The 16078-nt window shown below is 47.9% G+C and carries 14 protein-coding genes and 1 other RNA gene; 8 read left to right on the forward strand and 7 right to left on the reverse strand.

Annotated elements, in window-relative coordinates:
• Positions 1 to 11 precede the first annotated feature (11 nt).
• The 4 genes from BC792_RS01030 to BC792_RS01045 all read left to right on the forward strand — a co-directional run bounded on the left by BC792_RS01030 (position 12) and on the right by BC792_RS01045 (position 5608).
• Positions 12 to 1532 carry a RagB/SusD family nutrient uptake outer membrane protein gene (locus BC792_RS01030; RefSeq protein WP_148907119.1) on the forward strand — a complete coding sequence of 507 codons (1521 nt, stop codon included), beginning with the start codon at positions 12 to 14 and terminating at the stop codon, positions 1530 to 1532.
• Between the two features lie 67 nt (positions 1533 to 1599).
• Positions 1600 to 3090, forward strand: coding sequence for a glycoside hydrolase family 30 protein (locus BC792_RS01035; RefSeq protein ID WP_148907120.1), 1491 nt, complete (start codon positions 1600 to 1602; stop codon positions 3088 to 3090).
• Between the two features lie 46 nt (positions 3091 to 3136).
• Positions 3137 to 4465 (forward strand): DUF5125 domain-containing protein, encoded by a 1329-nt coding sequence (locus tag BC792_RS01040; RefSeq protein WP_148907121.1) that lies wholly within the window; start codon positions 3137 to 3139, stop codon positions 4463 to 4465.
• 114 nt (positions 4466 to 4579) lie between these two features.
• On the forward strand, positions 4580 to 5608 hold the full coding sequence (locus BC792_RS01045; RefSeq protein ID WP_211357440.1) for an isoaspartyl peptidase/L-asparaginase family protein: 1029 nt from the start codon (positions 4580 to 4582) through the stop codon (positions 5606 to 5608).
• 41 nt (positions 5609 to 5649) lie between these two features.
• Here BC792_RS01045 and mtgA read toward each other — a convergent pair whose 3' ends face one another.
• On the reverse strand, positions 5650 to 6396 hold the full coding sequence (mtgA, locus tag BC792_RS01050; RefSeq protein WP_148907122.1) for a monofunctional biosynthetic peptidoglycan transglycosylase: 747 nt from the start codon (positions 6394 to 6396) through the stop codon (positions 5650 to 5652).
• Between the two features lie 201 nt (positions 6397 to 6597).
• Here mtgA and mutS point away from each other — a divergent pair, with 201 nt between their 5' ends.
• Positions 6598 to 9174 carry a DNA mismatch repair protein MutS gene (mutS, locus tag BC792_RS01055; protein ID WP_425262442.1) on the forward strand — a complete coding sequence of 859 codons (2577 nt, stop codon included), beginning with the start codon at positions 6598 to 6600 and terminating at the stop codon, positions 9172 to 9174.
• Between the two features lie 59 nt (positions 9175 to 9233).
• Here mutS and BC792_RS01060 read toward each other — a convergent pair whose 3' ends face one another.
• The gene (locus BC792_RS01060; protein ID WP_148907124.1) at positions 9234 to 10376 is read right to left on the reverse strand and encodes a hypothetical protein; all 1143 of its coding nucleotides are present in this window, start codon (positions 10374 to 10376) and stop codon (positions 9234 to 9236) included.
• A 97-nt stretch (positions 10377 to 10473) separates the two neighbouring features.
• On the opposite strand from BC792_RS01060, the gene BC792_RS01065 reads away from it, so the two are divergent.
• Together BC792_RS01065 and BC792_RS01070 are read left to right on the forward strand one after the other, a co-directional pair.
• Entirely contained in the window at positions 10474 to 11175 is a 702-nt protein-coding gene (locus BC792_RS01065; RefSeq protein WP_148907125.1) for a tRNA1(Val) (adenine(37)-N6)-methyltransferase, read from the forward strand.
• A gap of 171 nt (positions 11176 to 11346) precedes the next feature.
• The gene (locus BC792_RS01070; protein WP_148907126.1) at positions 11347 to 11841 is read left to right on the forward strand and encodes a metallophosphoesterase family protein; all 495 of its coding nucleotides are present in this window, start codon (positions 11347 to 11349) and stop codon (positions 11839 to 11841) included.
• Position 11842: 1 nt separating this feature from the next.
• Here the strand turns inward: BC792_RS01070 and BC792_RS01075 are convergent, their stop codons facing one another.
• Entirely contained in the window at positions 11843 to 12178 is a 336-nt protein-coding gene (locus BC792_RS01075) for a MerR family transcriptional regulator (RefSeq protein WP_148907127.1), read from the reverse strand.
• Positions 12179 to 12427: 249 nt separating this feature from the next.
• Between BC792_RS01075 and BC792_RS01080 the strand changes: the two genes are divergently transcribed.
• Positions 12428 to 12772: a hypothetical protein gene (locus tag BC792_RS01080; RefSeq protein WP_246154746.1), complete on the forward strand. Its 345-nt coding sequence runs from the start codon at positions 12428 to 12430 to the stop codon at positions 12770 to 12772.
• Positions 12773 to 12898: 126 nt separating this feature from the next.
• Here the strand turns inward: BC792_RS01080 and accD are convergent, their stop codons facing one another.
• The 4 genes from accD to BC792_RS01100 all read right to left on the reverse strand — a co-directional run bounded on the left by accD (position 12899) and on the right by BC792_RS01100 (position 16065).
• Positions 12899 to 13741 (reverse strand): acetyl-CoA carboxylase, carboxyltransferase subunit beta, encoded by an 843-nt coding sequence (gene accD / locus BC792_RS01085; RefSeq protein WP_148907128.1) that lies wholly within the window; start codon positions 13739 to 13741, stop codon positions 12899 to 12901.
• Between the two features lie 387 nt (positions 13742 to 14128).
• Positions 14129 to 14226, reverse strand: an RNA gene (gene ffs, locus BC792_RS01090) — signal recognition particle sRNA small type.
• 82 nt (positions 14227 to 14308) lie between these two features.
• A complete protein-coding gene (locus BC792_RS01095) occupies positions 14309 to 14536 on the reverse strand; it encodes a DUF6814 family protein (RefSeq protein ID WP_148907129.1) in 228 nt (75 codons plus the stop codon).
• A 2-nt stretch (positions 14537 to 14538) separates the two neighbouring features.
• Positions 14539 to 16065: an MFS transporter gene (locus BC792_RS01100; RefSeq protein WP_148907130.1), complete on the reverse strand. Its 1527-nt coding sequence runs from the start codon at positions 16063 to 16065 to the stop codon at positions 14539 to 14541.
• Positions 16066 to 16078: the final 13 nt, after the last annotated feature.

Here is a 16078-nt window from a genome sequence, read left to right on the forward strand (position 1 = left end):
TATCGAAGATCATGAAACGATTCTTTTTTCATATACTTATTTGTGTAAGTACGTTGACGGCACTGTGTGGGTGTTCCTTGATAAAGGATCCGTTAGACTCCTATTCGGATGTCACCGAAGGGATAAACGAGGTGGGTGAATTTGTGGCATTTAAAGATAAGGCTGCAGTTCTGAGCCATCGACAGTCGTTGTACGATCAGATTCGGGACCGCCAGGAACATTGGTACCTCGACCTGCTGCTGGTAGGCGACGCGCACGCCGACAACGCCTATGCCGGCACCACGGGGGCAGAAGTGCTTCCTTTTGAAAACAATTCCATTGAAGGTTCGAACTCTGTTTTAGCCCGCGACTGGGAGCGCTATATGGAGGATGTTGCCCGCGCCAACAAGCTTATAGTTTACATAGATTCCGTAGCCGATAATACGTTAACGACATCGGAGCGTAGGCAGTTCAAAGCTGAAGCGAAGATTTTTAGAGCGATGGTATACTTCGATATGGTAAGGCTTTGGGGCGATGTGCCTATTATCACGACCGTGGCGCGTGATATTACTTCGGAGAATATAGAGGAAGTGTATGATTCATACTTTCCCGAGCAGCGATCAGAAAAGGAAGTCTACGAGCAGATCAAAAAAGATCTGTTGGAAGCTATTCCTGACGCGCCCGCCAACAACCCAACAGACAAAACCAGATTTAGTAAATCCGTTGCTAGGGCCTTATTAGCTAAAGTGTATGCAGAAAAGCCGCTACGCGACTATAACAAAGTGATTCAGTATGCAGATGAGCTTTCTTCCGACGGATTTGCTTTGGAGGAAGATTTTGCTAACCTTTTCGGCATGACCGACGATAAGACGGACGCAAGAAAAAGAAATACGAGCGAGTCTATTCTCGAAGGGCAGTTCTTCGCTGGAAACGGAAATTGGGTAACTTGGATGTTCGGCCGCGATTTGACCAACTACGACGCCAATTTTACCTGGGCGAAATGGGTCACCCCGTCAAGAGATTTAATCAACGCTTTCCAATCGGAAGGAGACCAGATCCGTTTCAGCGAGTCCATGGTCTTTTATCAAACTACGTGGAGCAACTATTATCCGGCCAACAACTATCCTTTTATGTACAAGATCCGCTCGGCGGTCAACAGCATCATTAAATATCGGTATGCGGACATCCTCCTTTTAAAAGCCGAAGCCCTGATCCATCGGGACAATCCTGATCTAAATGCGGCGGCAGCAATTATTGATCAAATACGCACGCGTGCGAAGTTACCTCGACTAAGTGCTTCGGTGCGGAGTAGCAGAGACGCGTTGTCCGAGGCATTGCTCAAGGAAAGGCGTCTCGAACTGGCATTCGAAGGACAGCGCTGGTTCGATTTAGTACGGCTGAATAAGGTCGAGCCGGTTATGAATACCGTATACGACAGGGATTCAGGACGTAGAAGCCGCGTGTATCCGTTTAACAGCTACTCGTATAGACTACCGATACCGCAACGTATTCTCGATCAAAATCCGAACCTTAAACAGAATTTAGGCTATTAACATGTACAAGAGAATTCAGCAATAGGCTGTGGCAAGGCTTATGTTCAATTCCTAAAATATAATTACAATGAAACGTATAAAGAAAACAATACTTTTTGGAAGTTTATTCAGTCTGATGATCATGGCTTGCGGATCGAGCGGGCCTTCCGACATCGTGCCGGAGGTACCGCCGGCGACAACGGGAGATGTGCTGGTATACACGACGACAGCGGCCCGTACCCAGGAATTTCGAAAGTCGTATACCGAGTTTGGTAAAGGTACAAATATGTCGCCAAGAACGGTGCGACTGAACGAACAGATACGCTACCAAACCATGGATGGCTTCGGCTCTGCCATAACGGGTTCTACAGCTTACAACTTACTCAAAATGAGTGCGTCGGATAGGAGCAGATTTCTTAAGGAAACCTTCTCTGTACAGGACGGAATGGGGCAAAGCTATATCCGTGTCGCCATCGGATGTTCCGACTTCTCCTTGAGTGAATATACGCTTAATGATATTCCGGGCATCGAACATTTTGCCTTACAGGACGAGGAGAAGAATTATGTAATACCAGTACTGAAGGAAATTTTGACCATTAATCCCTCTATTAAGATCCTTGGTTCGCCATGGACAGCACCGAGATGGATGAAGGTGAACGACCTGGACCGTCTGCAGGCACACGATTCGTGGACCGGCGGACATTTAAATCCAGCGTATTACCAGGACTACGCAACATACTTTGTGAAGTGGATTGAGGCCATGCAAGCGGAGGGCATTGCAATACATGCTATCACACCGCAGAATGAACCATTAAACCCCGGCAACTCGGCTTCTATGTTAATGTACTGGAATGAGCAACGTGACTTTGTGCGAGATGCATTAGGACCCAAGTTAAGGCAGGCCGGATTGCAGACTAAAATCTACGCCTTCGATCATAATTATAACTACGACAATATTGCCAGCCAAGAGGACTATCCGCTTAAAATCTATGCCGATCCAGAAGCTGCGCACTTCTTTGCTGGGGCTGCCTATCACAACTACGGAGGGGATAAGAAAGAACTCCTCGATATACACGGACGAGCCCCCGAAAAAGAATTAATATTCACGGAAACTTCTATCGGAACGTGGAATAATGGGCAAAATTTGGGAGTCAGGCTTTTGGACGACATGAAGGAGGTGGGCCTGGGAACGATTAACAATTGGAGCAGAGCCGTCATCGTGTGGAATCTTATGTTGGATTCTGAACGCGGACCTAACCGCGAGGGCGGCTGTCAGACCTGCTATGGCGCTGTCGATATCAATGCTGATGATTACAAGACGATCCGGAAAAATTCGCACTATTTCATTATAGGACATTTATCTGCCGTCATTCAGCCGGGAGCCGTCCGGATCGGAACGGAAGGTTTCCAGGAAGAAGGGATTGTGCTTTCCGCTTTTAAAAATCCGGACAATAGCTATGCGGTCGTAATGGTCAATGACAATCAGACCAACAAACGGATTACCTTTAGTGACGGGAAGCGTTTCTTCGGTTATGAAGTCCCGGCGCAGTCTGTGGTGTCCTTCAAATGGAAACAATGACCTGAACGGCAAGGAAAAATTAGTAACTGACGAATGACCAGTACAGATGAACAAGATAATAATATTTTTAATAGCTATTCTCACGGCGGCGGTAGCCGTCGCCTGTAAAGAGGATTTTAAATACCCGCTCGGCGGCGGTGCCCCAAAGCTGTCCATCAGGGAAGTGACGACAGAAGCTCATTTTGGAGATAGCCTGTCTTTTTATGTGTCCGTCGCTGACGATGGGACGGCGTTATCCACTTTGAAAGTCGAGCTCTATTTTAGCGGAGATAAAGTGAGCGAGACGGTCATAAGGACCAAAAATTATGGAGATTACCGTGGTAAATTGTTCGTTCCGTTTTTCAAAGATATTCCAGATGGCACTGCGCAACTGAGATTTGTATTGCAAAATGTGGGTATGGTCGAGGCCATCGAAACGAAGGACCTGGAACTGACACGGCCCGACTTTCCTTACATCGATTTAGTTACCGAAAATACAACGATACGCATGGAAAGGACGGGAATTAACCAATATGCCGTGACCGGCGAGCTGCCCCAAAAGGTTAGGGCGTTTATTCAAGCACCGGCGGTGGGTGCGAACGGTAATAACATAACCTTCGGATGGGATAACGGGAAGATTGTGGAAGGAAGCACACAGCAAATCCCGTTTTCCTACCTAACGCCTGGCGTATATACCATTTCCTTCAACACGTTTACCTACGAAGCTGCACCGTTCCAAAGTTATGAGGTAAACGGTGTTGAAATGCGTATGCTGGATGATACCCATTACGCTGCAGACCTGACTCTGACGGCCGATCAGGAGATCGCATTTACAAACATTCCTACGTTAGACGAATGGTGGATAGATCCTGACTTCATAAGAGAGGATAGCGGTAGGTTACTCTTTAATGCGCTGTCGGGAAAGTATCGGATCACGGCGGACTTTGACAAGAAGTATTTTATTGTGGAAGCCATGGATGGCGACGAAACCGCGAAACTGGGGCAGGATGGCAGCGGTGCGATCTGGATCATTGGAGAGGGAATCGGAAAGCCTAGTCTGGGTAATGAAGTCGGCTGGGTCACCGAAAAGGCGCTATGTTTAGCTCCTATTGGCGGAAAGAAGTATAGAGTGACCGTAGTCGCTGGACAAACGATCCGTGCGGACGCTATTAATTTCAAGTTCTTCCATCAAAAAGGATGGGGAGGAGAGTTTACAAATGAACGCCTCTCCACAAGCAGTGACCTCATTTTTATAGGAGATGGTAAAAACGGCCGTGACCCCGGCAATCTAGGTGTGATGCCGGACAAGCGGCTGACGGCGGGTGCCACGTATATGCTGACGCTAGACGTTTCTGCCGGCATCGACAAAGCTGTATTGTCTATCGAGCTGAAATAAAAATGCGTCGGATAAGCAATTGTAAGATCGGGGACGGAAAAGTTCCCGATCTTTTTTATGGATATACCTTTGGGATTTAGTACATTCACTTAAAAAACATAAAGATCAGATAGTATGATGAAAAATATCCTCGTTTTATGGTTGTTGCTCAATATTGGCTTTCCTGCTGCCCGGGGGCAGGAAAACGATAATCCGAAATATGTCCTGGCGATACATGGCGGTGCGGGAACTATCCTTAAGAAGAACATGAGCGACTCTTTGGAGAAAGCTTATCAGGCAGTGCTTTCGGAGTCTCTGAGGGTTGGCTACAGGATATTGAAAGGGGGCGGGTCAAGTATAGACGCGGTATCTGCTGCGATACAGGTGATGGAAGACTCACCGCTTTTTAATGCGGGAAAGGGCGCGGTATTTAATCATCAAGGCCAGAACGAACTAGACGCTTCTATCATGGATGGGAGCACCTTACGGGCGGGGGCTGTGGCGGGTGTGCATACTGTGAAAAATCCCATAACCGCGGCACGGGCCGTAATGGAAAGGTCAGAGCATGTACTCATGATAGGAGCGGGGGCAGAAGAATTTTCGGCTGCCCATGGTGTGACGATCGTCGACCCGTCCTATTTCTGGACGCAGCCGCGGTGGGATGCTTTGCAGCGGATACGCCAACGGGATGCGGAGAAGACGGAGCTAGACCATCAGGCGCTTCAAATCCGGGAAAAAAAATATGTGGACGAAAAGTTTGGCACTGTCGGATGCGTGGCTTTGGATCAGAACGGAAATTTAGCTGCCGGCACGTCTACCGGAGGAATGACCAATAAAAAATATGGGCGGGTCGGAGATGCTCCCATCATCGGAGCGGGAACATACGCCAATGACCAGGTCGCCGTTTCATGTACCGGCTGGGGCGAGTATTATATACGGACGGTAGCAGCATACGATGTTGCGGCGCAGCTAAAGTATGGAGCGTCAACGGCGGCGGAAGCTGCTGCACAGGTGATAAAAAAAATTGGAGATTTAGGAGGCAACGGCGGTATGATTGTTCTCGACCGACATGGCGGAGTAACCATGCCTTTCAATACGGAAGGAATGTACAGGGGAGCCATTACCGAGGATGGACATATTGATATCCGTATCTATAAAGACTAATCCCCCCCGTGCTGGGGTATTGAGAGCCAGCGTGCCTGTCGCTATTTGGGGATGGTATAGTAATTCATATATCGGACGATGCTGTTGGCCCGCCTGTTGATATATGCGGACGGACGCCGTGCATCCCATTTTTGCGGACTTGGAAGAATCGCTATAATTAGGGCGGCCTCTTTTCTGGTCAGGCTTTTTGCCGACTTTTGAAAGTAGTAACGGGCCGCCGCCTCGGCTCCATATACGCCTTGGCCCATCTCGATAACATTTAAATAGACTTCAAGGATACGCTTCTTGCTCCAAAAGGTTTCGATCAGTACCGTAAAGTATGTTTCCAGCCCCTTCCGTAGCCATGAGCGTTCGGGCCAAAGAAATACGTTCTTGGCAACCTGTTGGCTGATTGTGCTGCCACCCCGCAGCTTCTTGCCGGCAAGATTTTTTTCGAAAGCTTGCTTGATGGCGTCGGTATCAAAGCCGTTGTGTGTCAAAAAATGAGCGTCTTCCCCCGCGATGGCAGCACGCTTCAGGTTGTCTGATAGCTCATCATAGTCCAGCCACTTTTTTTCTATCTTCCATGTTTTGCCGGCGGCTTTTCGTTCGAAGCCTCTTTTCAGCTGAAGGTAGGTAACAGGCGGGTTCATGACAGTCAACAGCAACACCCAGAACAAAGAAAATCCAATAAACAAAATCACGATGCGGGCAATCCAAATGCCGACTTTGTGTTTCCAATGCCGTTTAGGCTTTTTCTTCGGTGTATTTTTCTTCGTTGTCTTGAGCCTGGACCTTTTGATTGCCATCACATTTGCTTTTATCCTGCAAAGCTAGTCCAATTTCTGCAAAAAAATAAGAGACATTCTATTTTCCGCGAAGTTCGTGGGCCTTATGTTCCAAATAGAAAAGGATGCTCACCAACTTGCCAAATCGCACCATTTACCTTATTTTTACGGCACACTAAAATCAGAAAACCGTTGGCAAAAGAGAAGAAACAAACTCCTTTAATGCAGCAATACAATACAATTAAGGCCAAATATCCCGGCGCGCTATTGCTGTTTAGAGTGGGTGATTTTTACGAGACATTTGGGGAAGATGCCATTAAGGCAGCAGGTATTTTAGGTATTGTATTGACAAAAAGAGGGAACGGGTCGGAGTCCGAGACCGCTCTGGCAGGGTTTCCTCACCATTCGTTGGAAACGTACCTCCCAAAGTTGGTGCGCGCGGGGCAAAGGGTTGCTATATGCGATCAGCTGGAAGACCCGAAACAGACTAAGACGATCGTGAAGCGCGGTGTTACCGAGTTGGTCACGCCCGGCGTATCGTACAACGATAATATCGTACAACAGAAATCCAACAACTACCTCGCCTCGATTTTTAGTGAAAAGAATCAGTATGGAATATCGTTTTTGGATATATCAACCGGAGAATTCTTGGTTGCACAAGGCAATGCGAGCTATCTGGATAAGCTGTTACAGGGCTTTAAACCTACGGAAATCATTCTTCCCAAAAAACAATACAAGGACTTTCTGGAGCAATTCGGCAGCTCCTATTACACATACACGTTAGACGAATGGCCCTATACGGGGGATTATGCGACAGAGACTCTACTCAAGCACTTCGAGGTAAAGTCGATGAAAGGGTTTGGGGTCGAGCGCATGCCGCTTGGCATCGTGTCGGCCGGCGTTGCTCTTCATTACCTGAATGAAACAGAACACCGCAACCTACAGCATATCTCCCAGATCTCCCGCATTGAAGAAGATCGCTTTATGTGGCTGGACCGCTTTACGATCCGCAACCTGGAGCTTATTGGCTCGGCTAACGAAAATGCAACAACACTATCCGACGTTCTGGATCAAACGGCCTCCCCTATGGGAGCGCGTCTTCTGAAACGATGGATGGTGATGCCGCTAAAAGATCTGAAATCTATCGAAGAGCGGTTGAACGTCGTCGATTATTTTTTTAATAACCGCGACCTTCGGGATGAGTTGATCAAGGAGATCAAACAGGTCGGCGATGTTGAGAGGTTGATTTCAAAAATCGGTCTGCAGAAGGCCAATCCGCGGGAAGTCATTCAGCTAAAGCGTGCACTGCATGCTATAGAAAGGGTGAAGGAACTGATCAACATAGAGGTATCGGAACCGCTGCGGATAATCTCCGAACAGCTGAACGCCTGCCATATCATTCGCGATAAGATGGAAAAAACCCTGCAGGCGGAGCCTCCGGTCGCGCTGAACAAGGGGAATGTGATCGCCGACGGTGTGGATGTCGAACTGGACAAGTTGCGTAAGGTGGCCTTTGGTGGAAAGGACTACTTATTGGAAATCCAGCGTCGGGAGGCCGAAGCAACCGGGATTCCTTCGTTGAAGATTGCTTTCAATAATGTTTTTGGCTATTATCTTGAAGTAACCAACACGCATAAGGACAAGGTGCCTGCTTCCTGGATACGGAAACAGACGCTGGTCAACGCGGAGCGTTATATCACTGAAGAACTGAAGGAATATGAGGAGCAGATATTAGGTGCGGAGGAAAAAATACAGGTTATTGAAAGCCGGATTTACGCGGAACTTCTGATGGATATTGCCAACTATATCAAGCCTATACAGCTAAATGCCCAGCTCATAGCCAAGCTTGATGTGCTGCTGAATTTCGCATTTATCGCCGAGAAAAACTACTATGTGAAGCCGGCCGTTTCAGATAGCAAAATTATAGATATCAAAGGAGGTCGCCATCCCGTTATCGAAAAGAACCTTCCTTTGGGCGAAGACTACATTACGAATGATACCTTTCTTGATCCGGTATCGCAGCAGATTATCATTATCACAGGACCGAACATGGCGGGTAAGTCGGCCTTGCTGCGGCAAACCGGACTTATTGTACTGATGGCTCAAATCGGGTGCTTCGTGCCTGCTAAAGAGGCTTCTATAGGTGTGGTAGATAAGATTTTTACCCGCGTGGGCGCGTCAGATAATCTTTCCTCCGGCGAATCTACCTTCATGGTGGAGATGAACGAGACGGCAAGTATCATGAATAACCTCTCAGACCGTTCGCTGATTTTGCTGGACGAGATCGGACGGGGTACGAGCACCTATGATGGTATCTCTATTGCTTGGGCTATCGCCGAGTTCTTGCATAACCACCCTACAGCGCGGGCGAAGACATTGTTTGCCACACACTACCACGAACTGAATGAACTGACGACTTCGATGCCGCGGATCAAGAATTTTAACGTTACTGTAAAAGAGGTAAATAATAAGGTGATCTTTCTGCGAAAGCTCGTTCCGGGAGGGTCCGAGCATAGCTTTGGTATACATGTGGCCAAGCTGGCCGGTATGCCGCCAAAGCTCATAGGTCGCGCCAGCGAAATACTTAAGCGCCTGGAACAGGAACGCACAGGAGGAGAACAGATCAAAGATAGCATGCGTAAAATACAGAAGCAGGCCTATCAGCTTCAGATGTTCGCCATCGATGATCCTATTCTTGAGAAAATCCGTGATATGTTAAACAACTTGGATGTCAACACGCTTACGCCTGTTGAGGCATTGATGAAACTGGATGAAATACAGCGGCTGCTGAAGCATTAGCAGCTGTCAGAAGGATCCGGAACATGGAACATAGGGCATGTGCTGTGAGGTGGTTTGTCCTAGAAGCGAAAGAATAGCTGCGCGCTGGCGTAGTTAGGCTGAATCGATGTCAACAAATTGTTGTCCCAGTTGTACGGAATATAGTGGTACGCCAGTTCCAGCCCGATATATTTCTTCATTGACAGGTGCCGCATAATGGAAAGAGCGAGGGATGTCCGCATCGTGTTGACGTTGTGAAAGCGTACGTTGCCTCCTCCGTCATAGTAATATGGGTCTTCGTAATATCCGGTGGTTTCTGTCAAACCCGTGCCGGTGGTTTCCCAAAATAGCCCCACTTTAGGGTACAGAATAAAACTCCCGGCGTCCAATAATTTATAGCCGACGCTTCCGCCAAGCGCCAGGGAAGCCGACGAGTTCACGACTTCTACGGCGTCGTATAATAGGTACTCGAAATCGCGGTCGTTGCTGTTTACTCGTATTTTTGCGCCTAGTTCATAAAGAAACGGGGAGGATAGTTTGGATGAATACATAACGCCGAAAACAGGGCTAGCTTTGAATACCGGGCTGGATCCCGTGATTGGGAATTCCACCCCCGCATAGAGCGTTATACCGGAGCGGTCCTCGTAGTATACGGGGGCAGCCGACGCTCGGGGGGTCTGTTTCGGTGCAGGCTCCTCATAGGCCTGATAAAACTCGTCTATATGATCTGCGAATAGAAACGCAATGTCCTCCTCCTGTTCCGTCAGATTGTACGAGGTAGAGTTGAGCAAAGCCGTCGCCTTTAGTTTGACCAGGGAATCGATAGGGTGGCGCAACGGTATATAGTTGAAGTCCGCCTTATTGTTTTGGTAGATGCTGCGATACTCTTGCTCGAGCGCATAATCCCAACGCATCACCAACACTTCGTGATAGTTTTTAGCAAGGTAATCGGCAATAAGTGCTCCCGTAGATTTCTTCTCAATCAGGGCACGGAGAATCCGCATCCGTTGTGTGAACTCGTTTTCGCCGCAGGTACCCTGTATGGTGGCCAACGTGCTTTCGAGGTTGGTGAAATCGTTTTTCTGAAGGATGGGAATCAGCTTTTCCAGTGCTATTTTCGTGATTTGCTCGCAGTCCTGCCAGTCTTCTGTCGCCTTAGCCTCCGAATATAATGGGAGGGTAAATGCTTGCAGCACAAGGAGAAAAGTTAGAAATCTAGCCATGGTCAAATAATGTACGCCAAAATATGAAAATAAATCCGCTTCTGAAAGAAGAGCATTCAGAAGGCAGGAAATTTAACGTAACTTTACGTTTTATAGTATGGGATCCGTTTTTCGTTTTAAACAGTTTGAAATAGACCAAGGCGACTGCGCCATGAAAATCAATACCGACGGGGTACTACTGGGGGCGTTGGCAGAGGGGCCAGACGCCCGGCGGGTGCTGGACATCGGAACGGGCACGGGGGTGATAGCGATGATGATCGCGCAACGATATCCTGAGGCTAGCATCGATGCGGTAGAGATAGACGAGCATGCCAGCATGCAGGCGTATAAAAACTTCAGACGGTCGGTCTTTTCGGAGCGGCTTCATGTCATTGGTGGCGCGTTTGAAGACACGGTGCCTACCGAACCTTACGATCTTATCGTTTCGAATCCACCGTTTTATACAAACTCGCTGCATAATCCCGATCCGAGAAGGAAGATGGCGAAGCACGCAGACAACGGTTTTTTCGAGCGCTTGCTGTCTTTTGTGGAAAGAAATCTCAGTGGGAATGGCAAGTTTCAATGTATAGTGCCGGTAACGGTGGCCGATATGCTGGCCGACATCCTGCCTGAAGGACTTTTCCTGCAGGAGGAACTGTCTATCTGCTCCTTCCCGGGGGAGGAACCCATAAGGAGACTGCTCAGCTTTGGCAGGGCAGCGAACGTGCTACGGAGCGATTTGTTTGTTATCTATGCCGGAAAGGGCGTATATACGCAGCGGTATAAAGACATCTTGCAACCTTATTTTTTAGCTTTTTAACTTTGGTACATGACAAAAACCGGAGACAAAAAATGGCATGGCGGGGAACCGCGTTCATCAGGGCGGTTGCATCAGCCTACGGGGGCTCGCATATATTCCTGGGGGCTGCTTCGCGGCAGTACCTCGCAGGATCCGGCAGATTTTTTGTCATGTACTGTACTTTACTAATAAATGATGAAAGTAGGACTCCTTTCGGATACGCATGGGTATCTGGACGATGCGGTTTTTCGGTATTTTGATCAGTGCGATGAAATTTGGCATGCGGGCGACTTCGGTTCCATTGCGGTTGTCGATACATTGACAGCTTTTAAGCCTTTTCGGGGTGTGTGGGGGAATATCGATGGTCGGGATGTCCGCATGGCTTGTCCGGAACATAACCGGTTTGTCTGTGAAGGTGTTGATGTGTGGATGACCCATATCGGAGGCTATCCGGGACGCTACGCTCCACAGGTAAAGCCGGAGATTGTCTCGCGTCCACCGAAGCTTTTTATCTGTGGACATTCCCATATCCTAAAGGTGCAGTATGATCCCAAATTGGGGTTGTTGCATCTGAATCCCGGAGCAGCGGGAAAACAGGGCTGGCATAAAGTCCGTACCTTGATGCGCTTTGATATCCGCGATGAGCGGATAGAAAATCTGGAGGTCATCGAGTTAGGCGCGCGTTAGCTTAAAGGCTGTCGCGAACCTCCAGCAGGAATTTCTTCAAACGTTCTAGCGAGTCGATGACCCGCTGGTTTTCTTTAACTTCGTTCTTATTCGAACGTAAATAGTCCCGAGCCCCCTGTAACGTATACCCCTTGTCTTTTACCAGGTTAAAGATAATCTTCAGGTTAGATATATCTTCCGGTGTAAAAAGACGGTTTCCTTTTTTGTTTTTTTTCGGTTGCAGAATATCAAACTCGCGCTCGTAAAATCTTATCTGTGAAGCGTTTACGCCGAACATGGCCGTAACTTCACCCATAGTATAATATAACTTGTTTATCTCGCGTTCTTTGTACGGCATAGTTTACTTTGTGCTTTAACAAACTTAGATAAATTTCCTTTTATATGCAATATATGGTAGCTGTATAAAAAATGCGTTTTCGAAAGATCGCGCGACGGAAGTGCTGTACCTGCATAACAACACTTGAGAGGCGGGGCACATACCTGACGGGATTAGCGAGCAATATGTACAAAATTTTTTCTTTATGTGGATATTTTTATAAACTTGAATGTGTATCGACAAATGGGGCGTACGTAATTCTGAGGGAGTATGAGAGGCATTCTTATTGTTAATAAATTCTGGACGAACCTCTTTTCGGCGCGGAAAGCTGCAGCGGTAACTGTCTTTCCATTTATTTTCGTGTTAAATCGCTCGTTCTCTCAGGATCGCGTGTTAGTGAACCACGAACGCATTCATATCCGCCAGGCGCTGGAGATGTTGGTAATTCCATTTTATCTGTGGTACCTGCTGGAATTTCTTATACGCTACGTAAGATACGGCCGCTTCCGGAAGGCTTACCTTAACATCTGTTTCGAGCGGGAAGCATATGCCGGAGAGAAGGACCAGCACTATTTGAAAAAACGAAAACCGTGGGCCTTCCTCCTCTATCTATAGCGATCTAATGGTTGCGGCCTGATGTGGTGAAGCGGGTGGTTTCTGCGGGAATAGACGATATCCTATATACGACCAAGGCCCCTCGTTTGAAGCGGCCTTGGTCGTATATGTGTATGTTGTTTATCGCTAATTGACTAGCCGCAGGTAGGCCGCAACTTTTGATTTTAGGTGACGTCTGTCGACAATAAAATCTAAAAATCCGTGTTCCAAAACAAATTCTGAGGTCTGGAATCCTTTCGGCAGATCTTTTTTGATTGTTTCTTTGATGACACGGGGACCTGCGAAGCCTATTAACGCTCCGGGCTCAGCGATATTGATATCTCCAAGCATAGCATAAGACGCCGTGACGCCTCCCGTTGTAGGATCTGTTAACAGGCAAACGTAAGGAATCTTTGCTTTAGCAAGTAAAGCTAGTTTGGCTGAGGTCTTTGCCATCTGCATTAATGAAAACGCGGCCTCCATCATACGGGCTCCTCCTGATTTTGAGATGAGCATGAAAGGGATTTTATGCGCTATGCAATAATCGATGGAACGGGCTATTTTTTCGCCGACAACGGAACCCATGGATCCTCCGATGAAGTTGAAATCCATACAGGCAATAACGATATCTTTTCCTTCCATCTTCCCGTGTCCGCAGCGAATGGCATCTTTGAGGCCTGTTTTCGCCTGGCTGTCTGCGAGCCTGACCGGATAGGGCTTCGTGTCGGAGAATTGCAACGGGTCTCCGGATGTCAGATTTCCAAACAGTTCTGTGAAGTTGTTGTCGTCAAAAAGGATGGAAAAGTAAGCGGCGGAGCCTATACGGATGTGGTAGTCACAGTACTGACAAACATACTTATTCTCGACTTGCTCGCTGTTTAATAATGGCTTTTTACAGTTTGGACATTTGTTCCACATGCCATCAGGAGCTTCCTTCTTATTTTCAGTAGCAGTGCTGATACCTGCTTTGCTTCTTTTAAACCAACTCATAAGTTTTCGATAATTCGGACTACAAATAAACGAAAAATATCGTAAAAAATCATAGCGGATCGCTCGTCTGGGGATTTCGCTTTAACCCTTTAGGTGCAAATCAGCCTGGTGTGGCTTCACCACGGTCAACGACCGCAGCGCTATCCACCTCCTGGAACATGCGGCAAATGTACCTTATTTGGCTGCATTGTCACGTTGCATGGCGGCTATGGCACGTGAGATGAAGGATGCGGATGACAGGAAGAAGTATGTTGCACGGTTATTTACGACGAAGTAAAGTTACATCGGTTCAATGTACCGTGCTCGGTGTAAATGTATAAGATGACATGGATCTGTTTGGCCCAAAAAAAGCGCTTAATAGCGCCTCTCATGATCTCAACAAATAAAAAAGGGCAAGCTACTCCTATCGCGCCGCTCAACCAAATACCCTTGCTTTGTTCCCAACCTGGGGGAGTCAATGGGAGCTGGCCGTAGGAGACTTGCCCGCGACAAAAGTAGGAAAAAAATAGTGTTTGGCGAAATTTTTTCGGGGCCTGCCTGTAGTCGCTTGATAGTCAATGAACAAAATTATTTTTTTTCTTCTTTGTACTCGCCGGTGAGGGCGAAGTACCCGAAGACGGCTAGCCCGATGCTAATAATAGGGGTTAAGATGAATAGGATGATAATGCCGAATACGAGGTCTTCCTGATGCCCCGTGTTCAACTTGGGGAGGCCAAACTGGAAGATACAGAAATAGGCAGTCAAAACGGCCGCAGCGATCCAAACAATACCTAATATTTTTTTTAGTGTTTCCATGATCAATTTTGAGATTTTGAGGATGTAATATATACGGCGCCGATAATAAAGCAAACGGCTGATATGATAATGGGATACCATAAGCCGGCCAGATAGAAATCGCTGGCTCCATTGATCTTCGCGTTCGTAGCCAGATAGGTTGATACAGCCGGTAGGAGACCTCCAAAAATGCCGTTGCCGACATGGTAGGGTAGCGACATCGACGTGTAGCGTATTTTTACCGGAAACATTTCGACGAGGAAGGCGGCTATCGGCCCGTATACCAGTGTTATGTATAGAATCTGTATAAAGATAAGCGCGACGAGTGCCACGTAATTTTTCCCGCTGATGTGGACGGTCGTTTTGGCGGTTGTCTGCAGCTGATCATCCTTCAGCGGATCTCCCGTATCTTGGCTTACGGGTGTAAACGTCGTATGTACTACCCGTGTGCCGTCGGTATATAGTCTGGTCATTTCGGCAATCTCCACCTTTCCGCTTTCCCGATCGACAACTGAGACGCTGGACGTGCCTTTGCCGGCAACCTCCGTTTTGGCGGGGATGTTAGTAAGCTGGTACATGGCTTCATAGATGGGCCTATAGGTGAGGATGGCTAAAAGCATGCCGGCCAGCATGACCCATTTGCGCCCGAGTTTATCGCTAAGTCTGCCGCAGACAACGAAGAAAGGTGTGCCCAGTAGTAGCGCGATGCCGAGTATCAGATCTGCCTGATCCGTATCCAGCAGCATAACCGTCTTCATAAAACTCATGGCATAAAACTGCCCGGTATACCAGATGACGCCCTGTCCCATTGCCGCACCGAAGAGTGCCAACAGTACAAACTTAAGATTGTATCTATTGCCGAAACTCTCCTTGAGCGGGTTGGTTGCCGTTTTTCCTTCTGATTTCGCCTTCTTGAATTCCGGCGATTCATCCATATTTTTTCGGATGAGATAAGAAACATATACCATCAGTATCGACAGAATAAAAGGTACCCGCCATCCCCAGCTGTCAAACTGTTGCTCCGAAAGGATAAGACGCGTTAGAAGAATGACTACCAGCGAGATGAAGAGACCGAATGTCGCTGTGGTTTGGATCCAGGACGTCCAGTATCCACGCTGTCCGACAGGACTGTGCTCTGCGACATAGGTGGCCGCGCCACCGTACTCACCGCCAAGGGCCAGTCCCTGCAGCAGCCGGAGAATCAAGACGATGAGTGGAGCAAAAAAGCCTATTGTCTCGTATCCGGGGGTGCACCCAATCAGGAACGTTGCGCCGCCCATCAACATCAGGGTAACCATAAAGGTGTACTTTCGCCCGATGAGGTCGCCCAACCGGCCAAAGAACAGGGCACCAAACGGCCGTACCACAAATCCGGCCGCGAATGTAGCCAATGTGGAGAGAAAGGACGCTGTCGGATTGTCTGCCGGAAAGAATTTAGTCGAGAGAACAATGGAGAGGCTGCCGAAAATAAAAAAGTCGTACCACTCGATGAGCGTGCCAAGAGAGGAGGCTCCGATGACTTTCCATAGTGTTTTTTTGTCGTCTTGCATAGTTGGTTTAGGT

The organism is Sphingobacterium allocomposti, assembly GCF_008124885.1.
GTDB classification, from domain to species: domain Bacteria; phylum Bacteroidota; class Bacteroidia; order Sphingobacteriales; family Sphingobacteriaceae; genus Sphingobacterium; species Sphingobacterium allocomposti.

Bases quoted from the DNA above. Each gene is read 5' to 3' on its own strand.
- BC792_RS01030 (WP_148907119.1), top strand. From the start codon at position 12: ATGAAACGATTCTTTTTTCATATACTTATTTGTGTAAGTACGTTGACG.
- BC792_RS01035 (WP_148907120.1), top strand. From the start codon at position 1,600: ATGAAACGTATAAAGAAAACAATACTTTTTGGAAGTTTATTCAGTCTG.
- BC792_RS01040 (WP_148907121.1), top strand. From the start codon at position 3,137: ATGAACAAGATAATAATATTTTTAATAGCTATTCTCACGGCGGCGGTA.
- BC792_RS01045 (WP_211357440.1), top strand. From the start codon at position 4,580: ATGATGAAAAATATCCTCGTTTTATGGTTGTTGCTCAATATTGGCTTT.
- mtgA (WP_148907122.1), bottom strand. From the start codon at position 6,396: ATGGCAATCAAAAGGTCCAGGCTCAAGACAACGAAGAAAAATACACCG.
- mutS (WP_425262442.1), top strand. From the start codon at position 6,598: ATGCAGCAATACAATACAATTAAGGCCAAATATCCCGGCGCGCTATTG.
- BC792_RS01060 (WP_148907124.1), bottom strand. From the start codon at position 10,376: ATGGCTAGATTTCTAACTTTTCTCCTTGTGCTGCAAGCATTTACCCTC.
- BC792_RS01065 (WP_148907125.1), top strand. From the start codon at position 10,474: ATGGGATCCGTTTTTCGTTTTAAACAGTTTGAAATAGACCAAGGCGAC.
- BC792_RS01070 (WP_148907126.1), top strand. From the start codon at position 11,347: ATGATGAAAGTAGGACTCCTTTCGGATACGCATGGGTATCTGGACGAT.
- BC792_RS01075 (WP_148907127.1), bottom strand. From the start codon at position 12,178: ATGCCGTACAAAGAACGCGAGATAAACAAGTTATATTATACTATGGGT.
- BC792_RS01080 (WP_246154746.1), top strand. From the start codon at position 12,428: ATGAGAGGCATTCTTATTGTTAATAAATTCTGGACGAACCTCTTTTCG.
- accD (WP_148907128.1), bottom strand. From the start codon at position 13,741: ATGAGTTGGTTTAAAAGAAGCAAAGCAGGTATCAGCACTGCTACTGAA.
- BC792_RS01095 (WP_148907129.1), bottom strand. From the start codon at position 14,536: ATGGAAACACTAAAAAAAATATTAGGTATTGTTTGGATCGCTGCGGCC.
- BC792_RS01100 (WP_148907130.1), bottom strand. From the start codon at position 16,065: ATGCAAGACGACAAAAAAACACTATGGAAAGTCATCGGAGCCTCCTCT.